Origin of the sequence: Methylobacterium sp. Leaf91, from assembly GCF_001422815.1 — a bacterium.
Taxonomy (GTDB): Bacteria; Pseudomonadota; Alphaproteobacteria; order Rhizobiales; family Beijerinckiaceae; genus Methylobacterium.
The window spans coordinates 19,923-32,462 of the sequence record NZ_LMMP01000013.1; the positions used below are offsets into that span (position 1 = coordinate 19,923).

Annotated in this window: 13 protein-coding genes; 6 read left to right on the plus strand and 7 right to left on the minus strand. The window is 68.1% G+C overall.

What is annotated here, in order from left to right:
• Positions 1-66 precede the first annotated feature (66 nt).
• Positions 67-882, minus strand: a complete 816-nt coding sequence (locus ASF32_RS12630; protein WP_056428782.1) for a cobalamin-binding protein — start codon at positions 880-882, stop codon at positions 67-69.
• Between the two features lie 6 nt (positions 883-888).
• Positions 889-1,410 carry a DedA family protein gene (locus ASF32_RS12635; protein ID WP_056428787.1) on the minus strand — a complete coding sequence of 174 codons (522 nt, stop codon included), beginning with the start codon at positions 1,408-1,410 and terminating at the stop codon, positions 889-891.
• A gap of 168 nt (positions 1,411-1,578) precedes the next feature.
• On the opposite strand from ASF32_RS12635, the gene pdxY reads away from it, so the two are divergent.
• The 3 genes from pdxY to ASF32_RS12650 are packed head-to-tail and all read left to right on the plus strand — an operon-like array spanning position 1,579 to position 4,074.
• Positions 1,579-2,427: a pyridoxal kinase PdxY gene (gene pdxY, locus ASF32_RS12640; protein ID WP_056428789.1), complete on the plus strand. Its 849-nt coding sequence runs from the start codon at positions 1,579-1,581 to the stop codon at positions 2,425-2,427.
• A 23-nt stretch (positions 2,428-2,450) separates the two neighbouring features.
• Positions 2,451-3,347: a PhzF family phenazine biosynthesis protein gene (locus ASF32_RS12645; protein ID WP_056428963.1), complete on the plus strand. Its 897-nt coding sequence runs from the start codon at positions 2,451-2,453 to the stop codon at positions 3,345-3,347.
• Positions 3,340-4,074 carry a hypothetical protein gene (locus ASF32_RS12650; RefSeq protein ID WP_056428792.1) on the plus strand — a complete coding sequence of 245 codons (735 nt, stop codon included), beginning with the start codon at positions 3,340-3,342 and terminating at the stop codon, positions 4,072-4,074. The genes ASF32_RS12645 and ASF32_RS12650 overlap by 8 nt, the downstream gene beginning before the upstream one ends.
• A 39-nt stretch (positions 4,075-4,113) precedes the next feature.
• Here the strand turns inward: ASF32_RS12650 and ASF32_RS12655 are convergent, their stop codons facing one another.
• Genes ASF32_RS12655 through cobS form a run of 3 tightly spaced genes read right to left on the minus strand, consistent with a single transcriptional unit; the run spans position 4,114 to position 5,905 of the window.
• Positions 4,114-4,806, minus strand: a complete 693-nt coding sequence (locus tag ASF32_RS12655) for a TIGR02281 family clan AA aspartic protease (RefSeq protein ID WP_056428795.1) — start codon at positions 4,804-4,806, stop codon at positions 4,114-4,116.
• The gene (locus ASF32_RS12660) at positions 4,803-5,021 is read right to left on the minus strand and encodes a DUF1289 domain-containing protein (RefSeq protein ID WP_056428798.1); all 219 of its coding nucleotides are present in this window, start codon (positions 5,019-5,021) and stop codon (positions 4,803-4,805) included. Before ASF32_RS12660 ends, ASF32_RS12655 begins: the two co-directional genes overlap by 4 nt.
• Positions 5,022-5,074: 53 nt before the next feature.
• Positions 5,075-5,905 carry an adenosylcobinamide-GDP ribazoletransferase gene (gene cobS / locus ASF32_RS12665; RefSeq protein WP_056428801.1) on the minus strand — a complete coding sequence of 277 codons (831 nt, stop codon included), beginning with the start codon at positions 5,903-5,905 and terminating at the stop codon, positions 5,075-5,077.
• A gap of 99 nt (positions 5,906-6,004) precedes the next feature.
• Between cobS and cobT the strand changes: the two genes are divergently transcribed.
• A complete protein-coding gene (gene cobT, locus ASF32_RS12670; RefSeq protein WP_056428803.1) occupies positions 6,005-7,054 on the plus strand; it encodes a nicotinate-nucleotide--dimethylbenzimidazole phosphoribosyltransferase in 1,050 nt (349 codons plus the stop codon).
• Between the two features lie 51 nt (positions 7,055-7,105).
• Here the strand turns inward: cobT and ASF32_RS12675 are convergent, their stop codons facing one another.
• Positions 7,106-8,653: a HAMP domain-containing sensor histidine kinase gene (locus tag ASF32_RS12675; RefSeq protein ID WP_056428966.1), complete on the minus strand. Its 1,548-nt coding sequence runs from the start codon at positions 8,651-8,653 to the stop codon at positions 7,106-7,108.
• Positions 8,654-8,912: 259 nt separating this feature from the next.
• On the opposite strand from ASF32_RS12675, the gene ASF32_RS12680 reads away from it, so the two are divergent.
• Together ASF32_RS12680 and ASF32_RS12685 are read left to right on the plus strand one after the other, a co-directional pair.
• The gene (locus tag ASF32_RS12680) at positions 8,913-9,368 is read left to right on the plus strand and encodes a (2Fe-2S)-binding protein (RefSeq protein WP_056428807.1); all 456 of its coding nucleotides are present in this window, start codon (positions 8,913-8,915) and stop codon (positions 9,366-9,368) included.
• A 79-nt stretch (positions 9,369-9,447) separates the two neighbouring features.
• Positions 9,448-11,664 (plus strand): xanthine dehydrogenase family protein molybdopterin-binding subunit, encoded by a 2,217-nt coding sequence (locus ASF32_RS12685; RefSeq protein ID WP_056428967.1) that lies wholly within the window; start codon positions 9,448-9,450, stop codon positions 11,662-11,664.
• A 38-nt stretch (positions 11,665-11,702) separates the two neighbouring features.
• On the opposite strand, the gene ASF32_RS12690 is transcribed toward ASF32_RS12685, so the two are convergent.
• Positions 11,703-12,524 (minus strand): alpha/beta hydrolase, encoded by an 822-nt coding sequence (locus ASF32_RS12690; protein WP_056428810.1) that lies wholly within the window; start codon positions 12,522-12,524, stop codon positions 11,703-11,705.
• Positions 12,525-12,540 lie beyond the last annotated feature (16 nt).

A 12,540-nucleotide genomic window follows, 5' to 3' on the forward strand; every position in this document is an offset into this window, starting at 1 on the left:
GGCTTCGCTTGGGGATGGCTTCGCTTGGGGAGAGTGCTGTCTCGAATCGAATGTCCCGCCAGGGAATCAGGTCGGCCCGCCCTTGTCACCTGCGGCAGCCTGCCCGCCCGTCAGTGCGGCGCGGATCGCGTCGAACCCGTCGGTCAGCGCCGCCGGCCCGGGCTGCAGGATCAGAGGCGACTTGATCTCGTGGATACGCCCTACCGCCACGGCCGGGATCGAATCCCAGCCCGGCCGCTCGCGGATGCGCGCCATGTTCACCCGCTTGCCGCACCACGAGGCGAGGATGACGTCCGGCTGCGCGGCGATCACCTGTTCGGATGTGACGATCCTGTCCTTGGCCGCCGGCTGGCGGGAGAGGTCGGGAAAGACGTCGTCGCCGCCGGCATAGCCGATCAGTTCGGAGACCCAGCCGATGCCAGAGATCATCGGCTCGTCCCATTCCTCGAAATAGACCTTCAGGCGGGGCGGGCCGGCATTGTCGAGGGCGGCGGCGCCGAGGCGGTGGGCGTAACCCTGGGCCAGCGCGTCGGCCATCTCGCTGGCTCCGACCAGCGCACCCACGGTGCGGATCATCGCGAGGCAGCCGGCGACGTCGCGCTGGTTGAAGAGATGGACCGAGATTCCGGCGCGGGCGAGGTCGGCGACGATCTCGGCCTGCATGTCGGAGAAGGCGAGGACGAGGTCCGGCTGCAGGGCGAGGATCTTGGGCAGGTCGGCGCTGGTGAAGGCCGAGACGCGCGGCTTCTCCTTGCGGACGCGGGCAGGCCGCACGGCATAGCCGGACACGCCGACGATCCTGTCCTCCTCACCCAGCAGATAGAGGGTCTCGACGGTTTCCTCGGTCAGGCAGACGATGCGTTCGGGCGGGAACCGGCGCATGCGGCGTCAGGAGTTGAAGAAGCTGATGACGCCCGCGCCCGGCGCGAGCCAGACGAAGGCCCAGACGAAGGCCGAACTCCAATTGGCCAGCTGGAACGGCAGGCGCGGCACCTCGAACATCCCGGCGATGAGCGGCACCACCGCGCGGGCCGGGCCGATGAACCGGCCGATGACGATGCCCCAGGCGCCATAGCGCCGGCAGAAATCCTCGCCCTTGGCGACCATCTGCGGATAGCGTCTCATCGGCCAGATCGACTTGGCGCCGTGCTGGAAATAGCGGCCGATCTCGTAGGACACCCAATCCCCGAGCCCGGCGCCGATACCGCCCGCGATCACCATCGGCCAGAACGGGATGCCGCTGGCACCGATCAGCGCGCCGATGGCCACCAACAGCACGGTGGCGGGGACTAGGATCGACAGGAAGGCCAGCGATTCGCAGAAGGCGAGCACCGCGATGATGAGGGGTGCCCATTCCTTGTGCGTCTCCACGAAGGTCAGGATCGTGGTCTTCAGCGCTTCGAAATCCATGGATGCCCCTGCTCGTCGCGCCCGATGTGCGGGAAGGCCGCGATTCCGGCAAGGGTCGATCTCGTCACGAGGGCGGCCTCACGTCGGTTGTGAATGCACCACGGGACAAAACCGGCTACGACGCAGCCCGTCGCGCTCGCACCCGTCGAAGCAAGGCCGAATACGCCGATGAGAATTCTATCGATCCAGTCGCACGTCGCCTTCGGCCATGTGGGCAATGCCTCGGCGGTGTTTCCCATGCAGCGGCTCGGCGTCGAGGTCTGGCCGATCCATACCGTGCAGTTCTCCAACCATACCGGCTACGGCGCCTGGCGCGGCCGTGTGTTCGATGGGCCGATGATCGAGGACCTCGTGCTCGGTATCGCGGAGCGCGGTATGCTCGGGCAATGCGACGGCGTCCTGTCCGGCTATATGGGCTCGGCCGATATCGGCACCGCCATCGTGCGGGCCGTGGCGGCGGTGCGGAGCGCCAACCCGAAGGCGCTGTATTGCTGCGACCCGGTGATGGGCGATACCGGGCGAGGCATCTATGTCCGCCCCGGCATCCCTGAATTCCTGCGGGATCAGGCCCTGCCCGCCGCCGATATCGTCACTCCGAACCAGTTCGAGCTGAACTTCCTGTCGGGCCTGCCTACCGGCACCCTCGGCGAGGCCAAGGCCGCGGTGGCGGCGATCCAGGCTTTGGGGCCGCGCGTCGTGTTGGTGACGTCCCTGGTCACCGAGGACACCCCGTCCGAGTCCATCGACCTGATGGCGGGGGAGGGTGGCCTGTTCTGGCGCCTGCGCACGCCGCGCCTCGCCCTCGACGTGAACGGCGCGGGCGACGCCATCGCGGCCCTGTTCCTCGTTCATTACGCCCGCACGGGCTCGGCGGCTTTGGCTTTGGGCATGGCCGGTGCCTCGGTCTACGGCCTCCTGCGCCGCACGGCCGAGGCGGGTTCGCGCGAGATCCTCACCGTCGACGCGCAGGACGAGTTCGTGGCACCCAGCGAGACGTTTCCCGTAGAGCCGATCTGATGGTCAACGAAAAGGAAAAGCCGATGAGCCGCCGCTTCGTCACCCTCGACGTCTTCACCGACACGCCCTTTGCCGGGAATCCGCTGGCCGTGGTGCTGGATTCGGAAGGGCTCGACGACGCGGCGATGCAGCGGATCGCGGGCGAGTTCAACCTGTCCGAGACGGTGTTCGTGCTGCCGCCGACGGAAGCACGCCACAAGGCCCGCCTCCGCATTTTCACGCCCACGCGCGAGCTTCCGTTCGCCGGCCACCCGACGCTCGGGGCGGCGATCCTGCTTGCGTTGCACGATGCGAAATCCGGCCTCACCGACGCCACCGCCTTCGGTCTCGAAGAGACGATCGGTACCGTGGCCTGCGTCGTCGAGGCCGGCGAGGGGCGCGGCCGTGGGCGCTTCAAGCTCCCGATCCTGCCGCGATACGATGGCGAGGGACCGGACGCGACGCTCCTCGCGCAGATGATCGGGTTGGAGACGCAGGATATCGGCTTCGGGCGTCACGTGCCGAGCCGGCACACGGCAGGGCCGGCTTTCCTGTTCGTGCCGGTCAATACGCGGGCGAAGCTCGACGCGGCGCGTGTGGACCTCGCCGCCTTCTCCACCCTGGATCCTCAGACGGCGCTCTACCTCTACGCCGTGGACCCGGAGGGCCTCGGCCTCCGCTTCCAGACCCGGATGTTCGCGCCGCATCTCGGCGTGATGGAGGACCCGGCAACGGGGTCCGCCGCCGCGGCCTTCGCGGGCGTGATGATGGAGTTCGAGCCTCTCGGTGACGGCGAGCACGATGTCCTGATCCGCCAGGGCGTCGCCATGGGCCGTCCGAGCGAGATCGCGCTCCAGTTGGTCATCGAATCCGGAGCCCTCCAATCCGTCGAGATCGGTGGTTCGGCCGTGGTGATGAGCGAGGGGACCTTGCTTGTCTGACGGCTTCACCCTCACGCGGATCGAGGGGGTGACGGCGCGGCTGGTGCCGTTCGCATGGGAATGGGCGCAGGCCAACGCGGCTCTCATCTCCGAGAACTGGCGTCGGCGCTGCGCCGCGCGGTCCGGGCTGTTCGACGGACGCGTCCTCCTCGCGAGATCGTGCCGGCTCGAAGGGGCATTCTGTTCCGTCGAACTGTTCGAGACGTCCTACGCGAGCTTCATCACCCACAAGGACCTGGGCTCGCCCGACCCCACCGTTCTGAACGCCTTCGCGGCCATTGCCCCTCACGGGTCGGATGGCGCCGTGCTTCTCGGTGTCATGGGCGCTCACACGGCCAATGCCGGGCAGGCTTATTTCCCCTGCGGCACGCCGGATCTCGACGACGTGCGTGACGGTGACACGGTCGATCTGGCCGGCAGCGCCGAGCGCGAGTTCGTCGAGGAGACCGGCATGGCACTTCCGGCCGGTGCGCAGAACCGATGGCTTCTGCTTCGCGGAAAGAGCCAGGCGGCATTTCTGCGGCCCGTGACGTTCCCCGATCAGGCAAATACGCTGCGGCAGGACATGGAGCGCCATCGCCTCGCCGAGATCGACCCTGAACTGGCTGGTTTCATCACGGTCGCGTCCAGCGACGAGATCGACGCCCGGTCGATGCCCGACTTCGTCCAGGCTTACCTTCGCTACGCATTCCCGCCGCCGAGCGCTTCCGCATCCTCGAACGGCTGACGCAAAACCAGGGCTGGAGTCGATATCGCGCGGGCCACCCTATCGCACCGGGCGCAGGACCAGCCGGTCGCCCCGCACCTCGTAGGAGCCGAGCCTGTCGAGAAAGCTCATCCCGAGGAGGTTGCCCGACAAGGCGCCGCGGCGGCTCACCAGGGCCGAGACGCGCCGTTCGGTGATCGTGCCCACGGTGAGGCTGTCGAGATAGACGGGGGCGGCCATCGCGGTGCCGTTGGCGGTCGAGACCCGGATCGAGAAGTCGGAGTCCGGCGGCGCGATCCCGATGGCGGCCGCGTTCTCCGCCGTGAGGACGACGGAACTGGCGCCCGTATCGAACTGGAAGACCTGGGCACGGCCGTTCACCGCTGCCCGCACGGAGAAAGCCCCGTCCGCCCGGCGGTTGACCGTGACACTTCCATCGCCAGACGTCACGGCGCTGCCGGGCCGCAGCGTCCCGACAAGGCGATTGCCGACATCCCCGGCCTCCTCCTTGTAGGCGTAGCCCGCGACCAGGGCGACGGTGAGGGCGGCCCAGAACAGCAGCGCCTTCAGGTTGGTGCCGATCTGTTGGCTGAACCGATGCCAGAACCCGGCGAGGAAGATCGTCAGCAGGGTTCCGCTGAAGGCGAGGCGTGCGAGCTGGTCCTTGTCCAGCCCGGCCACCGTGCTCTCACCATCCGAGAGGACGAGAAAGGCGACGATGCCGAGAAGGATCGCGAGGGCGGCGTAGATCATGGCCCGGCCACGGCCTTCCCACGCAGGGGATAAGCGGCGCGGAGGCGATGCCCGAGGATCGCCATGATGGCTTGCCGCTTCGTCTCCGACAGCGAGCCCCACATCCCGATCTCTTCGCGCGTGCGTCCGCAGCCCTCGCAGAGCCCGGTCGCCGCGTCGAGAATGCAGAGCTTCGTGCAGGGGCTCGAAGCCCTCGGGGCGACAGGCTGGGTCATGGCCGTTCCATGCCCTCAGGCGTGGGTCGCGATCAAGCGCCAAAGTGCCATGGTCAGCGCGGGACCGTCGCCACGAGGCCGAGAAGCGCCGCGATCTCCGCCACCTGCTGGCAGGCTCCGATGACGTCGCCGGTCTGGCCGCCGATCTTGGCGCGGGCCAGGGCGGTGAGGCCGAGGGATGCTCCCAGCGCCAGGGCGGGCATCAGCACCATGCCGAGGACGGGCAAGCCGGCGATCCAGCCAATCGCGACGAAGACGAGGGTGAGGGACACGACGATTGCGATGGTCCGGCGATCGGGCACGCCCACCAACGCGCCCGCCCCGCCGGGACGGGCGGGGCCGAGCAGCACCATCGGCGCGAGCGCGGCGCTGCGCGAAAGGGACGCGGCCAGCAGGAGGGCCATCGCCGCCATGGCCCCGGTGCGATCGAGAAGGGTCGCGAATGCGCCGATCCTCAGGGCGAGGGTCAGGACGAGGGCGACGCCGCCATAGGCGCCGATCCGGCTGTCGCGCATGATCTCGATGCGGCGCTCGCGCGTCGCGCCGCCGCCGAACCCGTCCGCCACGTCCGCGAGACCGTCCTCGTGCAGCGCCCCCGTCACCAGCGTCCCCGCCGCCACGGCGAGGGTCGCCGCCAGGAACGGCCCGAGATCCAGCCCCCAGGCGACGAGCAGGATCAGCGCGGAGGGCAGGGCGAGGATGAGACCCGCCACGGGCAGCAGCCGCGGCAGGGTGCGGAAGTCGGGCAAGCGATGTGGGTCGCCCTCGCCGGGAAGGCGCGGCACCGGTAGCCTCGAATAGAACCGCAGGCACATAGCGAGATCGTAGGCCAACGAAGCGCCCGGAAACGTGTCTTCCGGTTCCAGATCCCGGCCTTGTGTCATGGAGGCCTGCCTTCACCGTTCGCGCCCCGTTGGTTATAGCTCGCCCCACAGGCAGGCCGCCATACCGGACGCGCCGAGACCCAAGGCAAGTTTCGCGCGATGACCCAGACACCCCCGACCCACGATCATTCCGACCAGACGCCGTTCTCGGACATCCGCCGCCTGATCGCCTCCGTGCCGGGCGCGGACCGTGACGCCGTCGCGATGGTGCGCGAGCGGGATGCGCTGCTGACGAAGCCGGCCGGTGCGCTGGGTCGCCTCGAGAACCTCGTCGAATGGCTCGCGGCCTGGCAGGGCAAGGGCCAGCCCAGCCTCGACCGCCCCCTCGTCTGCGTTTTCGCCGCCAGCCACGGGGTCACCAAGCGCGGTGTCTCCGCCTTCCCAGCGGAGGTGAACCGCCAGATGCTCGACAATTTCGCGGCGGGCGGCGGCGCGATCAATCAGCTCTGTGCCGCCTACGGCCTCGGCTTCAAGGTCTTCGATCTCGCCATCGACCTTCCCACCGGCGACATCTGCGAAGGGCCAGCCTTCACCGAGAAGGAATGCGTCGCCACCATGGCCTTCGGGATGGAGGCCATCGCCGCAGGCACGGATTGCCTCGGCCTCGGCGAGATGGGGATCGGCAACACCACCATCGCGGCGGCCATCTACGCGGCGCTTTACGGTGGCGAGGCGGCGCATTGGGTCGGGCGTGGCACCGGCGTCGATGCGGCCGGAATCGAGCGCAAGGTCGCGGCCGTGGAGGCCGCCTTGGCCTTCCATTCCGGCCATCTCGACGACCCGCTTCAGGTGCTGTCGCGCCTCGGAGGCCGCGAGATCGCCGCGATGGCCGGCGCCATCCTGGCGGCGCGGATGCAACGCATCCCCGTGGTCATCGACGGCTATGTGGCGACGTCGGCCGCAGCGATCCTCCACGCCATCGATCCCACGATGCTGGACCATTGCCTCGCCGGCCATGTCTCGGCGGAGGGGGCCCATGCGGAGGTTCTGGAACGCCTCGGACTGGTGCCGCTGCTGGCCCTCGGCATGCGGCTTGGCGAAGCGTCGGGCGCCGCCCTCGCCATCGGTCTCCTGAAAGGCGCGCTCGCCTGCCACCGCGACATGGCGACCTTCGCCCAGGCGGGGGTATCGGGGCGCAGCGAGGCATAAACCGCCGCGACCCGCCGCGCGGATCTCGACTTCGCGCGGCTCCAGTCCGGTTCAGGCTGCGCGGGCCGCGCTTCGGCGACCGCGCAGGGTCGTCCCTGAATCCGCTTCCTCGGGGAGGTTGAGGGCGGGCAGCGTGTCCATGACGCGGCTCGCGGGGAAGATCACCACGACTTCCGTCCCCTCGCGCGGCTTGGATTTGAGGTGGAAGTTGCCGCCATGCAGGTCGACCAGCCCCTTCACGATGGGCAGGCCGAGACCCGACCCCTGTTCGGCCGTCTTGATCGCCAGGGAGCCGCGACCGAACGACGACATGACCGTGCCGAGTTCGTCCTCGGGAATGCCCGGCCCGCTATCCTTCACGCTGACATATTGCCCGCCCGACGCCGTCCACCCGACCTTGATCGTGATGTCGCCGCCCGGCGGCGTGAATTTCACCGCGTTGGACAGGAGGTTGAGCACGATCTGGCGCAAGGCCCTCTCGTCCGCCCAGATGCGGGGGAGGGCGGGATCGATGAATTCGTGGAAGGCCTGACCCTTTCCACGCGCCCGCAGGGCGACCATGTGGCGGCACTCGTCCACCGCATGGGCGAGCTGGATCGCCTCCTCGTTGAGCTCGTAGCGCCCTGCCTCGATGCGCGACAGGTCGAGGATCTCGTTGATGAGGTTGAGCAGGTGCATCCCGCTATCGTGGATGTCGCCGGCATATTCCTTGTACGACGGAGCCACGTGGGCGCCGAAAACCTCGTTCTTCATCACCTCCGAGAAGCCCAGGATGGCGTTCAGCGGCGTCCGCAATTCGTGGCTCATGGTCGCGAGGAAACGCGACTTGGCGAGGTTGGCCTCCTCCGCGCGTCGCCGCGCCTCGTCGGAATTGCCCTTCGCCTGTTCCAGTTCGATGAAGATCGCGTCCTTTTCCGCCTGCGATTTCAGCGCCCCCACGGCCGACGCGTAGACGCGGCGGGCGAGCCCCAGGAAGAAGATCTGCGATCCGACCACCATGGTCACGAGCAGGATCGTGTCCATGTCCTGCGAGAACGCCAGCAGGGAGAGCGCCGCCAGGATCAGCGGGAGCAGCGCGGCGGCGGCGGCAGCGGGCAGGGTCGCCGCCAGCATCGCGGCCACCGCGGCGGCGATGACGAGGCCGAACAGTACGAAAATGCGGGCGCTGGGCGCGGCTACGAGGATCATCAAGGCCCATGCCGAACTCTGGACGATCTCGCTCAGCATGAAGGCGCTGCGCCAGCGTCTCACCGAGACTGTGTCCGCCGATTGCCGGAGGAAATGATTGGTCAATCCCATCGAGAGGCCGACGCCGCAGATCAGGCAGACGGCCCAGGACAGGGCGACGGGAATCGGCACCCACAGGGAGGACGCCCCGGCGATGACGAGGCCCAGAACGGCATGGGTCAGCCCGGCCCCCGAACGGTACTCGGCGTAGATCCGGAGCAGCTCGTAATCGAAGGCGCGTTCGAGCCCGTTCGTCGAGGTCAGCCGCTCGCGTGCCGAACGGATGTCGCGGGCCACTTTGCGGCGGCGAACGGATTCCGGTGCCGAAGGACCGCGTCCACGCTGAACCATCTCCGCTGTCAGGTCCGACATCACCGTCTTGGGGATCTTGCGAGGGAAAACGGAGGTCGAAAGGACCTCGGCCTGTCGGTGCAGCGACAAGGCCAAGGTGCGCCAGATACGTTAAGAACGGCCTGCCGTGATCCGAACACTTGTCTCTAAATCGCGTGGCTTCACTCCGCTGGCACCTATGCAGGCCCCGATCCGGCTGCCCGCCTGGTGTGCGAAAGCGCACATTTCCCAGGTCGATTCAGTATTTAGAAGTAGTCGAGCTTAAAGTCGGAGAGATGTCATGCTGAAGCTGAATGTCGACGGTGCGTCGCATGAAGTCGATGCCGATCCCGACATGCCGCTCCTCTGGGCGTTGCGCGATCATCTGGGCAAGACCGGTACGAAATATGGGTGCGGCATCGCTCAATGCGGCGCCTGCACGGTGCATCTCGACGGCCAGCCCGTCCGCTCCTGCCAGACCCGCATCGGCGATGTGGGCGAGGCGAAGATCACGACGATCCAGGGTGTGTCCGGGCGGGTGGCGGAGGCGGTTCAGACCGCGTGGCGCGGCCTCGATGTGGTCCAGTGCGGTTATTGCCAATCGGGCCAGATCATGTCGGCCATCGGTCTGCTTTCGACCACGCCGAAGCCGAGCGACGCCGAAATCGACAGTGCCATGGACGGCAACATCTGCCGCTGCGGCACCTATCAGCGTGTCCGCGCCGCGATCCACGAGGCCGCGCGCTCCCTCGCCTGATCCGCACCGAAGGCCGGCCCAAGGGCCGGCACACTCCTGAACCCATGCAATGCCCGCCGTCGTCGCCCTGGAGGAAGCCATGCTGAAGGTCCGTCAGACCAAATCCGAGGCGGCCGCCCCCCGTCCGTCGCGCCGCGCCTTCCTCGGCGGAGCCGGCGTCGCGGCCGGCGCCCTGGTGATCGGCTTCACCCTCGACCCCGCCAAGCCGGTGCGCGCGGCGGCCGGGCCCGATCTCTCCTCCGCCCCGGCTCAACCCAACGCCTTCGTGCGGATCGCCGCCGACGACACCGTCACCGTACTGATCAAGCATCTGGATATGGGGCAGGGCAATACGACGGGTCTCGCCACCATCCTGGCCGATGAACTCGATGCCGACTGGTCGCGCGTGCGCGTGGCCTTCGCACCCGCCGATGCGAAGCTCTACAACAACCTTCTGATGGGGCCGATCCAGGGGACCGGCGGTTCGACCGCCGTGGCCAATTCCTGGTTCCAGCTTCGCAAGGCCGGTGCCGCCGCCCGCGCGATGCTCGTCACCGCGGCGGCCGAGAAATGGTCCGTCCCGGCCTCCGAGATCACGGTCTCGAACGGCACGGTCAGCCATCTCGCCTCGAAGCGCGAGGAGCGGTTCGGCGCCCTGGCGGAAGCCGCCGCGGCGGTGCCCGTGCCACAGCAGCCGAAGCTGAAGGACCCGAGCCAATGGGTCCATATCGGCAAGAAGCGTCCGCGCCTCGACTCCGCTGCCAAGACGGACGGCACCGCGATCTATTCCATGGACATCCGCCGGCCGGGCCAGGTGACGGCGGTGGTGGCACATGCCCCGCGTTTCGGCGGCATTGTGGCGAAGGTCGACGACAAGGCCGCGCGGGCGGTGCCGGGCGTCATCGACGTGGTGACGATCCCCACGGGCGTCGCCGTTCTCGCCAAGGATACGTGGTCGGCCATGAAGGGCCGCGACGCTCTCTCGGTCACCTGGGATGAGAGCGCTGCGGAGAAGCGCTCCTCGGACACGATCCTCGCCGAGTATCGCGAGACGGCCAAGCGGCCCGGAATCGTCGCGTCGGAGAAGGGCGATCCCGCCGCCGCTCTCGCCGGTTCGGCCAAGGTCATCGAGGCGGAATTCACCTTCCCCTACCTCGCCCACGCGGCCATGGAGCCGCTGAACGCCACGATCGAGCGCGCATCCGACGGCAGCTACGACATCTATGCCGGCCTGCAATTCCAGACGATCGAACAGGCAGTCGCCGCCGCGACCCTTGGCGTCACGGCCGACAAGGTCAGGCTGCACACGCAATGGGCCGGCGGATCGTTCGGACGACGGGCGACGCCAACGGCCGATTACATCGCCGAGGCGGCCTCGATCATGAAGGCGACCGGCGGCAAGGCGCCGGTCCATCTGGTCTGGACCCGCGAAGACGACATGGCGGGCGGCTATTACCGCCCGATGGTGCTCCACACCCTCAAGGCCGGGATCGACGCCAAGGGCGCCGTCACCGGCTGGCAGCACCGGATGGTGGGCAAATCGATCATGATCGGATCGCCCTTCGAGGCGATGCTGGTGAAGAACGGCGTCGATTCCACCACCGTCGAGGGCGCATCGGACACGCCCTACGCCATCCCGGCCTACCGGTTCGAGGTCCATAACGCCCGTGAGGGCGTCCCCGTCCTGTGGTGGCGCTCGGTGGGCCACACCCATACGGCGCAGGCGATGGAGGTGTTCATCGACGAGCTGGCCCATGCCGCAGGGGCCGACCCGCTGGCTTACCGCCTCGGGATGCTCGGCGGCGCGCCGCGCCTCTCCGCCGTCCTGAAGCTCGCCGCCGAGAAGGCGGATTGGGCCAAGCGCAGTAGCGGCAAGGGCCAGGGCCTCGGCATCTCGGCGCACGAATCTTTCGGCTCCTACGTGGCGATGGTGGCCGACATCACGGCGGATGGGAGCCATGTGAAGGTCAACCGCATCGTCGCGGCGGTGGATGTGGGCATCGCCGTGAACCCCGACGTGATCCGCGCCCAGGTGGAGGGATCGGTGGGCTTCGCGCTCTCCTCCGTGCTGCGCAACAGGATCACGCTGACGGACGGGGTGGTGCAGGAGAAGAACTTCGACGCCTACGAGCCGACGCGCATGAGCGAGATGCCGGTGGTGGAGGTCCATATCGTGGCCTCCGACGTTGCCCCGACCGGCATCGGCGAGCCGGGCGTGCCCGTCATCGCCCCGGCGATCTCGAACGCGATCTTTGCCGCGACGGGCCAGAGGCTGCGCTCGCTGCCCCTTGACCTGAGCGGGTTGAAGGGGGTCTGAGCCCGATCGGGAGCGCGCCTCCGCCAGTCGCGGCGGCGTCAGCGCCTCAGGAAGTCGATGAGGTCCGTCGTCAGACGCTCGTGATGGGTGAGCGGGATCGCGTGCGGAGCCCCCTCGTAGATTTCGAATTCCGCGCTCGGCACGGCTGAGGCCGCGACCTTTCCGGTGACGTCTATCGGCACCGTCTGGTCGGCATCGCCATGGATGATCAGGCAGGGCACCGTCACCTTCGCCATGTCGGGACGGAAATCGGTCTCGGAGAAGGCCTTCACGCAAGCGATGGTGGCCCTGGGCGAGGCCAGCATTGCGACCTGACCGGCCCAGGCGATCATCTCGGGCGATGCTGGCGAGGTGAACATGCCGGCACCGAAGAATCCCTTGTTGAAATTGGCGAGGAAGGACGGCCGGTCCATCCTCAGCCCGTCGATGATCTCCTCGAACACGCCGGCATCCACGCCATCGGGATGGTCCGGGGTCTCCAGCATCATCGGCGTCACCGCCGAGATCAGGACCGCCTGGGAGATCCGGGCGCTGCCGTGCCGCGACAGGTAGCGCACCACCTCTCCGCCCCCCATAGAGAATCCGACCAGGGTCACGTCGGTGAGGTCGAGGGCGTCCAGCACCGCTTTCAGGTCGTCGGCGAACGTATCGTAATCGTAGCCCTGCCACGGCTGCTCCGAGCGTCCGAACCCACGGCGGTCATACGCGATGGTCCTGAAGCCCGCCTCGGCCACGGGTACCATCTGATATTCCCACATATCCGCGTCGAGGGGCCAACCGTGGAGGAACACGACGGGCCGCCCGTGACCCCAATCCTTGTAATAGAGGCCGGTGCCATCCTGCGCGGTGATGAAGGCCATGGGGTACTCCCTGTGT